At 43.4% G+C, this 17,146-nt stretch carries 13 protein-coding genes and 1 riboswitch; of the genes, 2 read left to right on the top strand and 11 right to left on the bottom strand.

The genetic code is table 11. The features are described 5' to 3' along the window. Positions 1-11 precede the first annotated feature (11 nt). On the bottom strand, positions 12-764 hold the full coding sequence (locus IGK61_RS10125) for an IclR family transcriptional regulator (protein ID WP_074535196.1): 753 nt from the start codon (positions 762-764) through the stop codon (positions 12-14). 151 nt (positions 765-915) lie between these two features. On the opposite strand from IGK61_RS10125, the gene IGK61_RS10130 reads away from it, so the two are divergent. Then, positions 916-1,656: a MurR/RpiR family transcriptional regulator gene (locus tag IGK61_RS10130; RefSeq protein WP_060792114.1), complete on the top strand. Its 741-nt coding sequence runs from the start codon at positions 916-918 to the stop codon at positions 1,654-1,656. An 18-nt stretch (positions 1,657-1,674) separates the two neighbouring features. On the opposite strand, the gene IGK61_RS10135 is transcribed toward IGK61_RS10130, so the two are convergent. The 8 genes from IGK61_RS10135 to recQ form a co-directional block, all read right to left on the bottom strand. Beyond that, complete coding sequence (locus IGK61_RS10135; RefSeq protein WP_254777433.1) at positions 1,675-3,048, bottom strand: gluconokinase; 1,374 nt, start codon at positions 3,046-3,048, stop codon at positions 1,675-1,677. Between the two features lie 220 nt (positions 3,049-3,268). Next, positions 3,269-4,600, bottom strand: a complete 1,332-nt coding sequence (locus IGK61_RS10140) for a 6-phospho-alpha-glucosidase (protein ID WP_034858513.1) — start codon at positions 4,598-4,600, stop codon at positions 3,269-3,271. Continuing rightward, complete coding sequence (locus IGK61_RS10145) at positions 4,600-6,228, bottom strand: PTS transporter subunit EIIC (protein WP_074535194.1); 1,629 nt, start codon at positions 6,226-6,228, stop codon at positions 4,600-4,602. The genes IGK61_RS10140 and IGK61_RS10145 overlap by 1 nt, the downstream gene beginning before the upstream one ends. 325 nt (positions 6,229-6,553) lie before the next feature. Continuing rightward, on the bottom strand, positions 6,554-8,869 hold the full coding sequence (locus IGK61_RS10150; protein ID WP_074535193.1) for a lectin-like domain-containing protein: 2,316 nt from the start codon (positions 8,867-8,869) through the stop codon (positions 6,554-6,556). Positions 8,870-8,914: 45 nt separating this feature from the next. Next, positions 8,915-9,280 carry a hypothetical protein gene (locus tag IGK61_RS10155; RefSeq protein ID WP_074535192.1) on the bottom strand — a complete coding sequence of 122 codons (366 nt, stop codon included), beginning with the start codon at positions 9,278-9,280 and terminating at the stop codon, positions 8,915-8,917. A 424-nt stretch (positions 9,281-9,704) separates the two neighbouring features. Next, positions 9,705-10,445, bottom strand: coding sequence for a MurR/RpiR family transcriptional regulator (locus tag IGK61_RS10160; RefSeq protein ID WP_074535191.1), 741 nt, complete (start codon positions 10,443-10,445; stop codon positions 9,705-9,707). Positions 10,446-10,502: 57 nt separating this feature from the next. Continuing rightward, on the bottom strand, positions 10,503-10,922 hold the full coding sequence (locus IGK61_RS10165) for a GNAT family N-acetyltransferase (RefSeq protein WP_074535190.1): 420 nt from the start codon (positions 10,920-10,922) through the stop codon (positions 10,503-10,505). Positions 10,923-10,979: 57 nt separating this feature from the next. Then, positions 10,980-12,746: a DNA helicase RecQ gene (recQ, locus tag IGK61_RS10170; RefSeq protein WP_010749536.1), complete on the bottom strand. Its 1,767-nt coding sequence runs from the start codon at positions 12,744-12,746 to the stop codon at positions 10,980-10,982. A gap of 118 nt (positions 12,747-12,864) precedes the next feature. Between recQ and IGK61_RS10175 the strand changes: the two genes are divergently transcribed. Then, entirely contained in the window at positions 12,865-13,980 is a 1,116-nt protein-coding gene (locus IGK61_RS10175; RefSeq protein ID WP_074535189.1) for an NAD(P)/FAD-dependent oxidoreductase, read from the top strand. Positions 13,981-14,070: 90 nt separating this feature from the next. Here the strand turns inward: IGK61_RS10175 and IGK61_RS10180 are convergent, their stop codons facing one another. Together IGK61_RS10180 and IGK61_RS10185 are read right to left on the bottom strand one after the other, a co-directional pair. Next, a complete protein-coding gene (locus tag IGK61_RS10180; RefSeq protein WP_074535188.1) occupies positions 14,071-15,081 on the bottom strand; it encodes a plasmid pRiA4b ORF-3 family protein in 1,011 nt (336 codons plus the stop codon). A gap of 67 nt (positions 15,082-15,148) precedes the next feature. After that, positions 15,149-16,687 carry a zinc ABC transporter substrate-binding protein AdcA gene (locus IGK61_RS10185; protein ID WP_074535187.1) on the bottom strand — a complete coding sequence of 513 codons (1,539 nt, stop codon included), beginning with the start codon at positions 16,685-16,687 and terminating at the stop codon, positions 15,149-15,151. 322 nt (positions 16,688-17,009) lie between these two features. Further along, a riboswitch (TPP riboswitch) is annotated at positions 17,010-17,109 on the top strand. The last annotated feature ends 37 nt before the right edge of the window (positions 17,110-17,146 follow it).

The following is a 17,146-nucleotide window of genomic DNA, read 5'->3' on the forward strand; positions in this document are numbered from 1 at the left end:
CACTAAAAAGTTTATAATGCTTGTTCAATTTGTTGTTTTGTCGCAATAATCGCATCGATCAATGTCGTTTTGTATTCTGGGGTCAAGCGGTATTTCGGTAGGCTGATAGAAAACGCCCCAACGATCTCCTGATCTTTTATCAGTGAGGCACCGATGCAATAGATTTCTTGTTCCATTTCTTCATCATCAAACGCTACTTGGTTTTCTTTTGCCTGTTCCAATTCTTTCTTCAACTTCAACTGGTTCGTAATGGTGTTTTCCGTATAAGCGGTTAAAGGCGTTGCTGCCAAATATTCTTCCACTTGAGGGGCATCAAACTCCGCTAAAACGGCTTTCCCCATGGCAGAGCTATACAACGGTCTTGTGATCCCTACTTTTGAAGACATGCGGATCGTTTGATTGCGGGGCTCCAATTTATTGACATAAAGAATCTCATTGGCAGTCAAGACCCCTAAGTGGATCGTTTCATCCGCCGTTTTCTGCAATGCTTCCAAGTAAGGCAAGCTGATTTCCACTAAATCAAGCTCTTGAATGTTTTGATTGGCATACTTGATCAGCTTAGACCCTAAGCGATAATTCTTCTCTTTGTCCCGTTTGACATAGCCGATCATTTGCAGCGTTTCTAATATTTTCAAAGCTGTGGATGGGGTCAGTTTCGTTGCTTCAGAAATTTCTTGCAATGGTTTACTTGGCGCTTCTGCGAGATAATCTAAAATGGTTGCTGCTTTTAGTAGTACGGTTCCATATGGTTTTTGCGTCATCATTTCTCCACCTTTATTTTCTATATAAGAAATTATAATATCTTTTTAGGAAATGCACAATCTTTTTTCCTCTATATCAGCATGACGCGATTCCCATTTTACTTTCTGTCGTTATTCATTGTATGATGAAGACAAGACAAAGGAGTGCCGAACAATGGACTTAAATGTATTGATCAAAGGAAAAAAATTGACTGACAATGAGCTGCAAATTCTTGATTATTTGCTCGCAAATACCGCTGCGATCGATGGACTGCCCTTAAGAGAAATCGCTAAAGCGATCTACACTTCCCCAGCAACCATCGTGCGGCTTGCGCAAAAATTAGGTTTTTCTGGCTATCTAGAGCTACTTTACTTCTTAAAGAATCGCTTGAAAAATCAGACGATCACTGAAGCCGCCATCGATTACCAAATTGACGCTGCCAGTATTGCAGATACGATCGACGCGATCAAAGAAATCTATGGACGAAATAAGGACAAGTTTATTACGATTTATGCAACAGGTTTTTCTGGGATCGTGGCAGAATACCTCCACAAAAAAATGCTTGTCAACGGCATCAAAACCTTATTAGTCAGTGCTTCTGACTCAGGTGGGATCATTAGTAACAACATCGAGAACATCAGTATGCTGATCACCATCTCTAAATCTGGCGAAACACAAAAAGTGCTGGAGAAGATGGCATTAGCCAATGAGCATCACATACCAACTGTTTTATTTTGCGGGAACGGTGATCATCGCGCCAATCAACTAGCGACCTTTTCCTTTGAAGTGACCGATGAACGTCCCTACGACACCCAAAACATCCAGTACACTAGCTTCTTTGGTAAACTGCTCTTATTGATGGAATATATCGTCGACGCTTTTACCCATGTTGAAAAAGAAAACCAGCAACCCTAGTGGATTGCTGGTTATTGCTTATGCTTGAAAATAGGTTTTTGTCAATTCTTGATAGAGCGCTTGGTTCTGCGGATCAGGAACAAATTTTTCATCTGGCTGATCTTGCCGCACAACAGAGCTTTTGTATAAATCATACAAGCCGAATATCGGTTCGTTTTCATCGGAAAGATAGCAGGTCAGCCCCAACACATCCGCGGTCATTTGACCTAAAAGTTTTGTTTGAAAGAAACCACCACTTACAGTGACTGCCCCTTCCAACTGCGCCATTTGCTTTAATAAATCGATGTTCATTAGCATGCCTTCGATGACTGCCCGCAAGATGTCTGAGCGATTGTGTTTCAGGGTCAAGCCAGAAAAGCCGCCTGTGATCTCATTTGTCCAAAAGGGTGCCCGCTCCCCGTTTAAATAGGGGAAAAAACGTAAGCCGTTACTGCCGATCGGCGACTCCTCCATGACTTGAGGCAGATAATGATAAAACGCATCAGGATCTTCTGATAAGGTCTCTTTTGCCCAAGCAAGGACACATCCACCATTGTTTGAAGGTGCCCCTACGACATAGAGGTCATCTTGCAGATAGTAGCAAAAATTTTGTTTTTGGCGATCAAAGACGGTGGTCTCACTTACTTTACGAACCGCCGCACTGGTTCCGATCGTCAAGCTATTGCGGATCCCTGTAGAAATATAGCCAGCATATGCTGCTAAACATCCATCGCTAGCCCCACACATCACTTCTACCTCAGGCTTCAAGCCACACCGCTGCGCCATCTCCTCGGTAATCAAAAAACGATCAGTCGGTGCACATAAAGGCGCTAACTGGGCTTTTGAAAGGGATAAATAATTAAGAATCTTTTGACTCCATTGCTTTTCTTTCAAAGAAAAAAGACCGGTCGCTGATGCGGTACTGTAATCGATCCGTGCTTGTCCGGTAAACAACGCCATTGCTAGTTCTTTTAAGCCAAACCATTTCGTCTCTTTGGAATATGAACCATTCGTTTGAAAATAAGCCAGTTTCGCAAAGGGAGACATCGCATGGATCGGTGTCCCTGTCTCTTCATAAAACGTTGCCGCCAGATCCGTTTGACGAAAGGCCGTCATCGTTTGACTCGCTTGATTGTCTGACCAAATGTAAATCTCTTCTGCTGTTTCACCAGCCACTGGCATCAAGCTGTGCATGGCGGTACTGAACCCGATCACTGTGATTGCCGCTTTTAATTGAGCGGGAATCGTTGTGACACCACTGATCAATTGGCTACTGATCTGGGTCGCTGATTGGGTCTGTTTTAACCCGTGGCTATGGGTTTTGATTGGTAATGACTGTGAGTAAATGATTTTCCGATCTTCAATGACCCCAAATTTTATGGCTGTCGTGCCGATATCAATCCCTAAAAACATCGCATTGCTCCCTCTCATCTGATTCAATTAGCTTTATTCTACCATAGTTAGTGGCATATTCTAGTATACCTGTCTGATCGTTTTGTTGATAAGACGTTTCGTGGTGATTTTCTTCAGAGAATTATCCTTCCACAACAAAAATCAAAAAAGAGAAAGATTCTTGGAGAATCTTCCTCTTTCAGTTATCCAATCAGCGAATGTTTCGCAAATGTGAAACAAATCAAGACAATCCTGGCCAGTAATCACCATTTTCCGAGACCAAATCATCGAGTAACTCTTTGGCTACTTTTGCGCTAGGAATCGTTTTGGAAAGGCTTAACGCTTGCCACATTTTTTGATAGCTCTTTTCCACATATGCTTCGACCACTAATTTTTCCACAGTCACCTGTTGGAACATGAGCGCTTGTTGGAAGGCAGGAATTTTTCCTTGAGCGAGGGCTTCTGGTCCATCAGAACCGACGATACATGGCACTTCCACCATGGCATCATCCGGGAAATTCGCAATCGCGCCGTTGTTTTCCACAATCATGACCATTCGCTCATGCGTATTAAAAGCGATGGCGCGTGCCAAATCAACGATAAAGGTTGCATGGGCATCAATCTCGAAAGCGATCCCTTCAGCAGATCCTTGGGCAGTGATCTTTTTGGCATGATCGAACACTCGTTTTTCCCGCCCTTCCATCACTTCATTGGAACGCGTATACTCTGGATGTTCTTTCATGTGTTCGTAGACGTAATCTGGGTATAAATAATACTTCAAGTACGTATTTGGCAGATATTCTGGTGTGAGCGCCAAGAGGTCTTTGGCTTTTTTATGGGTGTCTTGCCAACTTGGATCAGTATGTTGGGTATCCACTTCGATCTGCGTCAAATAGCCGTGTTCTGCAACGTAGTCACGAATGGTTTGAATGTACTCCGTGCCTTCTTTGTCTTTGACGCTGGTCCACCAGCCAAAATGATTCAAGCCAAAGTAGCGAACTTCTAGTTCCTCTGGCTGTTTGCCAATGATTTGCGACATGCGACGCAACGTGCCTACGGGCATGTCACAGATATTCAGAACCTTTGATTTCGGACGCAAGACCCGACATGCTTCAGCTACGATTGCAGCCGGATTGGAATAATTCAGCATCCAACAATCGGGGGAATATTTTTCCATGTAATCAATGATCTCCAGCATACCAGTGATGCTGCGCATCCCGTAAGCGATCCCTCCTGGTCCACAGGTTTCTTGGCCAAAGACGCCATGACGCAAGGGAACTTTTTCATCTTTTTCCCGCATGTCATACTTTCCTACTCGGATATGCGCCATACAGAAATCGACATCGCTGAAGGCTTCTTCAGGATCCGTCGTAAATGAAAATTCGATTTGCGGTGCTTGTTCTTTTAATAAAATCGCTAGGGCTTCACCAAGGATTGCTTGGCGTGCTTCATCATTGTCGTATAGTTTCAGCTTTCTTAAAGGAAAGCGTTCTTGATTGTCAAGCAGCATCATAACGATTCCCGGGGTAAAAGTACTGCCGCCCCCTGCGATCACTACTGAAAAATTTTTCATCATTCAATCTCTCCTTCTCTTCCCAGATAATTTTCTAATTCTTCCCGCACTTTCGGCACGGTCAACCCGTAAACGACATGGACATTTTCACCGTTTTTGATCACGCCTTTGGCTTGTGTTTCGTCTTTTAGCAGTGCTTCATCCACGAGTTCAGGATCCTTTAGTTTTAAACGTAAGCGGGTATAGCAATTGTCGATGGTTTTGATATTGTCATCGCCACCTAGCGCTTTGGTGATGATTGCTGAGATACTTGTTTCACTAGTTGGACTAGGGGCGGCTTGGTCTCTCGCCATGACCCCGACACCTGCTCCAGCAAGTTGTTTTTCTTTGTACTCTTTCTTCGAGTACAGTTTGGTCTCTGCCCCTTCTTCTTCACGCCCGACCGTTTTCAAATTCAGTTTCGTGATCAAAAAGCGGAACAAGAAGTAATAAAGAAAGAAGAAGACGACCCCGACGATCAAGTACACTGGCCAGCGAGTTTTCTCGATCCCTAAGGGCAAGTTGTACAAAAGAAAGTCGATGAAGCCATTCGGTCCGATGGCGCGAGAACCAAAGAGATTTAACGCCACCATGCTCAAGCCGCTAAGTGCAGAATGTATGACGAACAAAACAGGTGCCACGAACATAAAAGAAAATTCGATTGGTTCAGTCACACCTGCAATAAAGGAAGTCACAACTGCTGGAATCAAAATGGCTTTGACTTTGACTTGATTTTCTGGTTTTGCCGTTTGATACATCGCCAAACAGGCACCGATCAGTCCAAACATTTTTGAGATCCCACGAGCGTCCCAAATGACACTTTGCGATAATACGCGGACTGCTGGGTCAGCAATTTCCGCAAAATAAATATTCCGTGCCCCTTCAAAGACTTGGCCACCGACTTCTGCGACACCGCCTAATGAAGTATACAAAAACGGCGTGTAGATCAAGTGATGCAAGCCAGTTGGAATCAATAAGCGTTCTAGCGTACCATACAAGAAGATACCAAAGTTGCCCGTTTGTTGAATGATGCCGCCTAAACCGTCGATGCCAGTTTGTATTACTGGCCATATAAACGTGGAAACGATGGCTAATAACACGACGACCGGAATCAAGACAATAAAGACGAAGCGCGCGCCGCCATAAACTTGAAAGGCGTTGTTAAAGGTCGTATCGATAAAACGATTATGGACCAATGCCACGACGATCCCTAAAATAATGCCAAGAAAGACTCCCATATCCAGCACTTGGATCCCTAAAACGATCGCTTGCCCTGAACCTTGAAGCGCATCGGCTGGAACCAACATCCCCCGAAGCTCCATGAATTTGTTCATGGCATTTAAGAAGACGAAATATCCTAACAACGCGGTAAATCCCGCTTCAGCCTTTTTCTTATTGGCTAGCCCTAGAGCGATCCCAACACAAAAAATAATGCCTAAATTGGTTAAAATCGGTAATAAGGAAGCGGATAAGATACTACCAAAACCGGTGGTTATCGGATTATCCAAAAAAGGAAACTGCTCAAGCAAGCGTACATTTGTAAACACATTCCCAACGGCAATCAATATCCCTGCGATCGGCAAAATCAAAACAGGCACAAACATTGCCTTGGAGAATTTCTGCATCGCATCCATCACTTTTTCTTTCATTGAGGAAACTCCTTTGTAGTTGATTTGTAGGTTCATTATAGGAAACATTTGTTACTAATAGAATAGCAAACGTTTTCAATTCAATGCGTTTCAAAGATTGGAACGTGTTTCATCCATGACAAAGTACATAAAAAAATGCATTATCAATGTTGATCAAGCTCTCCCTGAAAAAATGACGCGAATTATCTTTTGGCTAAGAGTCGATGTAAGACAAGGAAGAATATAATCTTTTAGTTATCCAAGAAAAACCAATAGCTAATAGTACCTCTAGTCCTTTGAGCAAAAAAAGAAGCTGCAATTCGCTGCAGCTTCTTTTTGTTTATTGTTAAGGAACAAATGATAGTTCCCAAAGAATGGTTGCTGAATATCTCGTGGCTTGAGGAGTCGCACTAATTGGCACCTCAAGTTTGACACTTTGATCCATTGTGTCTCGATCGCCAAAGCGCTGGACCCAAGTGCCTCTGCCTTGGTTGGCACCTGCTTGTGCGATTATCTCCGCATTTCCAACAGTCAGTGCTGCTTGCTGTTTGTGAGTAGGTGGCTCAGACACGTTTTCTCGAGTCGTTACTACATCGATATTGTCTAATAAAATTCTAGCACCAGTCAGTTGATGCCCTTCATCACTTTCAAAAGGCTCTCGTAAGGTTGCACGGAGGGTCCAACCGGAATTTTCCCGCCTCCGATCTGAAACCTGCACATAATTAGGGCGTAGATTATCATTTGGATCAGCCGGCTGAAGGAGTTTCTGCGGCAGGGCATCGTAGGTCGTCGTTTCTGACCGAATGCCAACTGTCCCAAACTGGAATTGGGAAACAAAATCCAAGCTGACAAACCCTTGTTCTGCATCAATCTCAGGCGGATTCTCAGGATTTACTTGCGTATCCGGATCAAGAGGGTCTACTGGTTGCGGAGTACTTTCCAAACCATAAACCAGCCAGTATTCTTGTTCATCTCGGGTGACTCTTGTTTCCAGCGGCTGACCGTCCCGCTCGTAAAGATATTGGTAATAAGGAATCTCCTCAGGAAGGATATCGACCGATTCATTTACGAATTCTCCTTGATAGGTTGGTTCCCTCAGTGTTACCCCTTCTTCATCTATGTGATTGATCTTGATGTTCGATGGCACGCGATCAAATAAAAAAGTCACATTCTGATGGAAAGGCTGCGGCATAATATCAAATGTACCTGGGTCAAAGTGTTCTGTGTCAAACTCAACCCCATAATAGTCATACCCTAACTGATAGGGTTCATCGCTCTCTCGGTTCTTGGGGTCAAGGGTATGAAGGAAACGTAATGGTAGTTCTAATGTTTCAGTTGGTAGAATATCCTCCCCTGTCTCTCGATCTCGATAATTCACATGGACGGTTCCGGTACCAATGTAATAATTCATCTCTTCAAAATAAAAGGTATGGCGATCACTTCTCGCACCAGTACTACCGGATATAATAAATGCCATTGCAGAAATATCCGATGGCTGCCAATCACTGATGTCACGTTCCCAAATCATATCTCTATAAGTAACTTTAAACCAGCGACCTTCATTATTTGGCTGATATTCAATTAGGATCGGGTCATCTGCTCCATTTCTAGCACCCGTTCTTTCTGCTGGAGCATCATCTTCCATATATGTTTCCAGTAATAATGGTGTACTATGATAGATAAAGCCAGCAAAGGGCGCCTCTCTGACAGCTATAGGGTCTCTTTCAACGATAAACCTATTCTGGTCAAAAAAACCTCGAGTAGCATTATAGTTATTGTCTAGTTTAAAAGCAAAAGCATCCCTCAAACCTCCGATTCCAAACGCATTGCCCTCATAACCTATTCTATTGGTCTCAGAATTGTGAAAGCCAAATGCCATACCGTCAGCACCAAGTGGTTTAGACCCAATATTGGCTTTACCTTTAAGCGTAAATGGCTGATCCAGACTAATTCTGTCTTTTAAGGTAACATAACCGACTGACCCAGATATATCTTCTGTTAGTACTAATAGCCCTGTTTCATCATTGTAAGTAGCAGTGCCTTGGACATCAAAGTGTTCTCTAAAATTGCTTTTGTTAATTGTCACTTCGACCATCTGTCCACTTCTATCATCTACTTCTGGCTCTCTCGCTTCCGCATCCGCAGCCTGATCTGCTTCCGCAGAGTCATTCTCTTCTTCCGTCGAATCAGTGTCTTCGGCATCCGTATGATCTAAGATCAGCAGGCGCTGCGTAGCAGTCTCGGCAACGATGATCTCATATTCTCCGATCGTATCCACAAGAATCGGTAAGACAAAAGTCGTTTGTGGGGTCTCGCTGTTCAGCTGCCACACACCTTCGTGGTCTGTTGCTACCACCGTTAGTTCATCGTTCAAAGCTTCCTGATCAATGCTTACTTCCTGAGGCAACGCGATGTCCACCGTTTCGAGGGCAACTTCTGAGTAGAAAATAAAATCTATTATGTGCTCGACCTCGCCTTGGATCAATTCCTCCGCAAAGGAGATTTTTCCACTCACTTCATCGTCGGCCTTCTCCTCGTGTTCTTCCTCTGGTGTCCACGAAAAAATCGTCTCGGCATTCATGATGGTTAATGTTGTAATCAGTGGGAGTAAGGCAAATAGAACCAGCAACCACTTATTTTTTTTGCGAAAAAATGAGTTCATCGCATTCACTCCTAAATGTCATTTCTCTTATTTTTCCCATGGGATCTAGTCCCACTTAAGGGATGTTGATTTCCCTTTTTTGATAAGTTGTTTTACTACGTATATGTTAAGTGCGGTGATCAGCAAGATACTTCCCAAAATCACCCAATCCAACCGTTGAATGAAGTTTGTCTGGGGCAGCTGCCCGCCGGGTTTACCCGTGTCTTGCGGTGGACGCGGAACAGGACCGGTTGGCGGAGATGGTTCTGGTTGATCCACAGGCTTATAAATCCCAGTAAACCCCACAGTCCCTTCCGTTTCCGTTGATCGTCTCTCATCGCCAAAACTCGTTCTTGTAAATCCGAAAGCGAACAATAAGACCAAACATACTTTCAAAGCTCTTCCTCTAATAGATGCACCGTTGATATCCATTCTCCCTCCTCCTTGTGAGTTGTTCATTCCGAAAACGATGGTTTTCAAACATGTCATACTAATTATATCGATGTTCTACTTAGATTAAAATTCACGATATTCCTCGATCGATGAATATCCTGCATGAAGTTTAAAAAACATACGTTTCATTCATATGTTATTGTTGCAACTATTTTAGAAACTTGCCATCTCTCTTTATTCAACAAAAAGCTCAATGATTTTAGATTACGTTATTCCCGTAATCTTCGACACCTTGAATCAACGCTTCATGTCAGGCGCCCCTCTCATTTTCTTTAAACAAGACTGAACCTTAATTAGCTTGCTAAAATGCAAAAAAACAAACTGGTCCAAAAGTCATCAAGAGAAAAGCATCTTGATCCATTGAACCAGTTTGTTTTTTCATTTATTAAAGGAAAAACGTTTCTCATTCCCCTGCGGATAAAGAAAACTGACGAACCGTCTCCGATAACGCTTCCACTAAGAAAAGACAAGGAATTTGCGTCGTCAAATCTTCATACTTGTTGATGCGTTTTACATCAACTGAATAGTCCAAGACATAATCGGACATTCGTCCCAGAGTGCTATTGGCATCACTGGTGATCGCTACCGTGGTGAAGTCTGGATTGTTACGAAACCCATTGACGACTTCAATGATCTCGGTAGTCGTTCCCGTGATGGAAAGGACGACGATCATATTATCCGAAGTATGCTTCAGCTTAGCAAAAATGGGGTACGTATTATCCACTAATGCATAGCTATTGAACCCAATCGTAGCAAAACGGCGGGCAGCGTATTCACACATGGAACCAGAGGCACCGATGCCATAAAAAATGATGTTGTCGCATTCCAACATTCTTTCTGCGATCCGACGAATCTTTCCTTCAATATCTCGCGGAAAATGTTCAGCATTCAGGACATTCATGCTGCTATAAAAACTAACGGCATCTAATTCAGGGACTTTAAACTGGGTACGAAACTCCGTAAAGCTTTCGTACCCTAATTTACGGATAAAGCGCATGACCGAAGAAGCTGAAGTGTGGGATTCAAGCGCGATCTCCCGGACACGCATGTAAGGAATTTTATCACTTTGGCTGGACATGTAATGATAGATTGCACGATCGGTCTCTGATAACTCATTGAAATCGATTTTTCCAAAAAAAGACATGTTAAACGCTCCTATTTTTTTGTTCTCCTATCAATGTACCATAAGCAGGCAGAAACCTCACAACTGTTTGACAAGGAACAATTCCATCGGCTGTTCAAATCCAGGACTTGTCAAAAGTAACCCACCGGCATCTTGGTAACCGAGTTTGCGATAGAAATGCTGTGCCTGCTCGTCGACTTGTGTGGAAGTCAAGCAAAGAGCGTGGCCAGCTGCTTTTTGCTGTTGTTCCCAATAAGTAACCAACCGTTTCCCGAGTCCCTTGCCTTGATTCGCTTCTGCAATCACTAACATGGTACAAAAAGGAATCGTGTCCCAGAAAAAATTGTAGCGTAGCAACCCTACTGGCTGGTCGTCTGCAACTACAACATAAGCAGTTTTTTCCATTATCTTTTTGGCGAAGACTTCCGTTGGTAAGTGAGTATCCAAAGAAAACCAAAATGCTTGATCTGCAGCTACTGCCGGTCGAATCGTAATCACTGATGTTTCCTCCCTTCCTGCTGTCTTTTTTGTCTTATCTTAGAAAAATGATCTGTTTTAGTCACTTTCCGTCTTTTCGTATTCAGAAAGCAATGCTAAAAAGGCGTCGCCATACTTATCCAACTTATTTTGGCCAACTCCTTTGATCTGTAAAAACTCGATCGGTGTTTTTGGCTGGACTTCTGCCAGCTCTCGCAGTGTTTTATCAGAAAAAACCACATATGGCGGCAAATTTTGTTCTTGTGCGAGATTCAATCGTAAGGTGCGCAGTTGATCGAATAGCTCATCATCCACCACTAACTGTTTGACTTTGGTTTGTTTTCTATAAACTTTTGCTTTTCCAAGCAACACATCAATCCCCGCATTGGTCACACTTAACAAAGGGTATTGCCCTTCAGACGGCAAAAGATACCCTGATGCTGTTAAATAATCGATCAGCTGATTGACTTCCTTTTGGGACCAATCTTTCATTAATCCATAAGTTGGTAACTTTTCAAAGCCCCACTGTTTGACTTTTTGATCGCCAGAGCCAGTTAGCACTTTCCCCACCAAGGCTTTCCCAAAGCGTTCGCCCATTCGTTTCACACATGACAACACTTTTTGTGTATCCACTGTGATATCCACTTGTTCTCTTTCATCAAGGCAATTGCTGCAACGACCGCAATCGGGTCCATCTTCTCCGAAATAACGCAAAATATAGCGCTGCAAACACAGTTGGGTATGTCCGTATTGGCTCATCTCCCGCAACTTCAAGTATTCGTTTTGGCGATAAAGAATGTCTGATTCGGATTGATCGATAAAGAATTGCTGGATCTGCATGTCTTGCGGAGCATAAAGCAAGATCGCATCACTAGGTTCCCCATCTCGTCCAGCACGCCCTGCTTCTTGATAATAAGACTCCAAATTACCTGGTATCTGGGCATGGATCACGAAGCGGACGTTGCTTTTGTTGATTCCCATTCCAAATGCATTGGTGGCTACCATCACTTGTAGGCGGTCATAGAGAAATTCTTCTTGAAAAAAGGAGCGCTCTTCTTCTGAAAGCCCGCCATGGTAATACCCGACTGACACGTGTTCATGCTTCAACAGGTGATAGATTCGTTCCACTTCTTTGCGGGTGCTGGCGTAAATAATACCTGATTGTCCTTGGTTCATTTTCAAATACGTCGTTATGTAGGTATCTTTTTGATCCTTGACGACTTGAAAAGCCAAATTTTCCCGCGCAAAGCCGGTCTTGACTTGATTTTCAGCTGGAATCGAAAGTAAGTTTTCGATGTCTTCAGCGACTTTGGGCGTAGCTGTCGCGGTAAGGGCTACGATCGTTGGCTTTTGTTCCCAATTGTCGATCGTTTCGGCGAGCCGCAGATAGCTCGGGCGAAAATCATGCCCCCATTGGGAAATGCAGTGGGCCTCATCAACAGCTAACAAAGCGATCGGCATCTGCCGCAGCGAATAGCGAAAAGCTTCTGAGTCTAGACGTTCTGGAGAAACGTACAGCAGCTTGATTCGTCCTTGACGAGCTTCTTGCAAGCGTTGATTGATCTGTGCTCCTGTCAAGGAAGAATTGATGTAGGCAGCTGGAATCCCCATATCAACGAGGCTGTCTACTTGATCTTTCATTAATGAAATCAAAGGGGAGATGACCAAGGTCACTCCATCCAGCAAAAGCGCTGGCAATTGATAACAAATGGATTTCCCTCCACCTGTGGGCATGATCCCCAAAACATTTTGTTGTGTTAAAATAGATTGAATAATCGTCTCTTGACCTTCACGAAACTGTGAATAGCCAAAATGTTCTTTTAAGACTGTTTGAATAGTTTGCATAATACCCTCTTTTCCATTTCCTTATTATACGCAATTAAGTACGCAAAGAAAACGGCATTAAGAGAACTTTCGCTTTTTATTCGCTTTTCATTGAAATCAACCAAAGGAGTCTTCTACTATGAAAAAAGTTGTGATTATCGGCGGTGGGATCATCGGTTTGACCCTCGCCAATTATCTTGATAAAACCAAATTTGACGTGACTGTCATTGATTCCCTTATCGGGCAAGCAACGTCTGCTAGCGCTGGCATCATTTCCCCTTGGCTCTCCAAACGCCGCAATAAAAAATGGTACCAGTTAGCACAAGACGGTGCCGCGTTTTTTCCACAATTGGTGCGGGATTTTGCTTTGGATGAATCCATCTATGCCCCCTGTGGCACTTTGGTGGTGCGACCAGAAAAGGCGCTTCAAGAACTGGCAGAATTAGCTGAAAATCGACGTAAAGCGGCACCAGAAATCGGTGAAATCGACTTACTGACGGGCCCACAAACCAAAGAGGTATTGCCATTACTTAAAGAAATGCCCTCTTTACGGATTTCAGGCGGTGGTCGCTTAGATGGCCAAGCTTATCTTGCCCACTTAAAAGCAACGGCTCAGCAGCAGCAAGTTGCTTTTATTGAAGAAAAAGCTGAGATCGTCAGAAACGACAACCATTGGCAAATCAAAACAAAGAATCAACTCCTTGAGGCGGAGATTCTTTGCCTGACAGCTGGACCGGGATTGCTAGACTTGTTATCACCTTTAGGGTATCAGGTTGATATCCGTCCGCAAAAAGGCCAGTTGCTCTCTTTTGCCACCAGCCTGCCGACAAACAGTTGGCCGGTCGCCATGCTAGAGGGCGAGGGTGACTTGATTCCCTTCTCTGATGGGCAAATTTTATTAGGAGCCACCCATGAAAACGATGCGGGTTGGGATTTAACACCAACGGAAGCAGCCCAGCAGCAATTAATGACAGGAATCGGTGCTTTTCTTAAAGACCCCGAAGCACTCTTTGCATCGCCTATGACCATGCGCGTTGGCACGCGTGCCTATACTTCTGATTTTGCACCGTTCTTTGGGGAAGTGCCTGATGAAACGAATTTGTTCGCCGCCAGTGGACTTGGTTCTTCTGGGTTAACGACCGGGCCTTATATCGGTTATCTCCTAGCCAATCGGATCAATGATGGAGGGTCTCAACCCAAAAACTTCTCGAGCTACACAAAACCGATGACAGAATATATCAAGAAGCGTCTTTGACAGAAGACTAAAAAACCACCAGACCCTAGCGGTTCTGGTGGTTGTCATTGATAGTCTTGCAGAGTTACGATACAGTCTTCTAGCTGATCGCTAAACATATTCTCCTGTTTCCCAATAATCGAGTAACACTTCATTGATGATCTCGCGATCCAGTGGTTCTCGGAAATCGTCATCAAAGGCATCTTCAATTGGAACATCGCCAACAGCTTTGATACAAACTGGAACGACGGGATCTGGGTGATCTTCTGTGGTCAACACTTTTTCAATTTTGATCTTATGTGTCCAATCTGCCCCCATATCATAAATGTAGGTCATGGACTTGCAATACTGAAAATCTTGGTCAATACCGGAAGCATCCGTTGGTACGGAATTGCCTAAGCCGATCGATTTCGAACCGGCAATAAACAAGTACAAATGTTGATTCATCCACTCAAAGGCAATCTGAATCAACATATGCAGCTGCTCATAGGTCAGCCCTGCAGGAATGATCAAACGACGCCAAATTGGCGGACGGTATCCTTCTAAATCAATACGGATCTGATAGGCGACTGGTGTATTCGCCGTTTCATCAAAGGCCGTATGTTTCGTTGGAAATGGGACGATTTTTGGCGAGATTGCAGCAATACGCGGGTCATCAACAGGCAATAGTTCATGTTCTTCAGGATCGGTGTCTTGAATCATCGCTAACATCGCTTCTTTCTTTTCAGCTGACCAAAACTGGGGTTTGGACATCCGTGCGAAAAAGATAGGTTGTTTTTCAGCCAATACAAAGGCGATTTCTTGGTATTGTGATTTGGTGATATGCTTTTCTTTATACATGCAGTAATAAAAGTCTTCAATGGCTGTTTTGGCAAACGGAAGAAAATTTAAACTGTACGGTACTTCTTGAGGCAGCATTTCGGTGTACACCGATTCGACAAAGACTTTGTCTTTTAATTTAGTCATGCCACCATCTGTTTCCGCGCAAAAGATCAAGTAAAAAACAGGATCTAAGTAGTGTTCAAGATCGTCGTCACTAACCACACTTGGTCCGCCATACAAATCAACGTGATCCATCATGCGGTCAATCACTTTCGCTAATTTCTTCAATGTTTTTTCCAAAAAAATTCTCGCTCCTTCCTATCAAGTTTACTTTGACGAAAAGAGCGAGGATTGTCAATCTTTTTTTTTAATGGGAAAGCATTTCCTGTGCAATTTCTAATCCACTCATCCCAGTTGGGTAATAGGTTGGCCAATGATCCATTTCTTCTAATAAGGCTTCATGACTATCATTGCCGAAGTAGATATGGAAATGATGGGACGCACTTGGTGCGATCATATGGTCGCTGAATTGAATGTATTTGAATGCCGCATCTTCGTCAGTGCTTTCAAACAAGAAACGTACGCCACGATTACCAGCGGAATAGTTCAAAACCTCTTTGCCAGTATACACATAATTGGCTTCTTTCTCTGTGCCATCATCGAAGATAAACGTCATTGTATTGTCTGTGATCTTGATCTGAGCAACATCTGTTTGATAACCGGTCGTATAATACTCTTTGTATTCGTCAGCCGTCATTTTCTTGTCCATTTTTGCTTTATAATCAAACACTTGGTCTAATGTTCCGTCTTGTAAAAATGGATACACGGATTGCCATTCTCCTGCCCAATCAGATAATGGACGATCTTGTACATCTGCATCCTCGAAATAGCCGTTATAAACCGTTTTTTCTTTTTCGGCTTCCGCTATTTCTTTGTCATTTGCTACATCGGTCGTTTTTCTCAAGGCATCACGGTTTTGTTCCATGATCGAAATATAGTCTTCCCCGTTATCCATTTGTTCTTGGGTCAACCCTTCTAATGGATTCAAGACAGCCAGTTCGACACCTGCTTCTGAAGCTAACGTTCGTGCAATGCTGTCTTTGGCATTTTCTTCAAAGTAAATCGTTTGGATACCTGTTTCTTGAACGAACTCTTTTAGTTCTGCGATTCGTGAAGCGGAAGGTTCCTCGCTTGGTGAAAGACCAGAGATCGGTACTTGGGTCAACCCGTATTCCAATGCCAAATAACCAAAAGCTGCGTGCTGGGTCACGAAGTGATTTTGCGCTGGATTGCTAAACGCTTCTTCATAAGACGCATGAAGCTCTTGTAACTTCGCTAAATAATTCGCAGCATTTTCAGCAAAGGCTGTCGCTTTCGCTGGATACGCCTCACTTAGTTGGTCACGGATCGCCTCTACTTGTTTCATGGCTAAGCTTGGTGCTAACCAAACATGGGGATCCAATTCATGGGAATGACCATCATCGCCATGATCGTGGTCATGATCATGATCCTCGTCTCCTGGAAGTAAGACCATTCCTTCTGTGGCTTTGACCACTGTCACATCTCCATCATTTAATGTAGCTTCAATCGAAGGAACCCACATTTCCATGTTTTCATTGTTGTAGACAAAGACATCCGCATCTTGGATCTTTGCCATGTCCTTTGCAGAAGGTTCGTAGTCGTGGGAATCAGTGCCTGCGGGCATCAATAATTCGACCTGCCCTTCCTCCCCTACGACTTGGCGTGTAAAATCATACATCGGATAAAACGTGGCCATGACCTGAATTTGTTCATTCTCAGAAGAGGCGTTTCCTGACTGCTCCGTAGCGTCAGAACCACCTTGACCACAGGCAGCCAATGCGAGGGCTACTGCTGATAACATCGTTATTTTAAAAAACTTCTTCATTTTCTAACTACACTCCTTTTATTTTTCCTCTTTTTCTTTCCCTTGGTAAAATACTGATAAATCAATTACGATTTATAAAAACAAAACGTAACGTTTACGTTTTACCATCGGTTTTATACTTTACACAACTATTTGCAACCTGTCAACCGCTTTTTCACCTGTTTTTTTATATGTAAAAACCTTCATATGTACCACCACAGATATCAGTGAAGAAATTTTCTTGAAAGACCTGCTCTGCTGATTTTTTTTCAATCGTCGAACATCTCTTTTTATTGTCCTTTGCTGGGTCCTGTGCTACACTCGAGGGGTAATTGAATAGAAGATTATCCACTAGGGGCGCTTTATGCTGAGATAGACGTAAGTCTGGTCCCTTAGAACCTGATTTGGTTAGTACCAACGTAGGGAAGTGGCAGCGCATGATTTTTCGCGTTCCCATTTTTTCTGTCTACGTGTGGATAG

The sequence above is a fragment of the Enterococcus sp. AZ063 genome, from assembly GCF_051715045.1.
Lineage (GTDB): Bacteria > Bacillota > Bacilli > Lactobacillales > Enterococcaceae > Enterococcus_D > Enterococcus_D casseliflavus.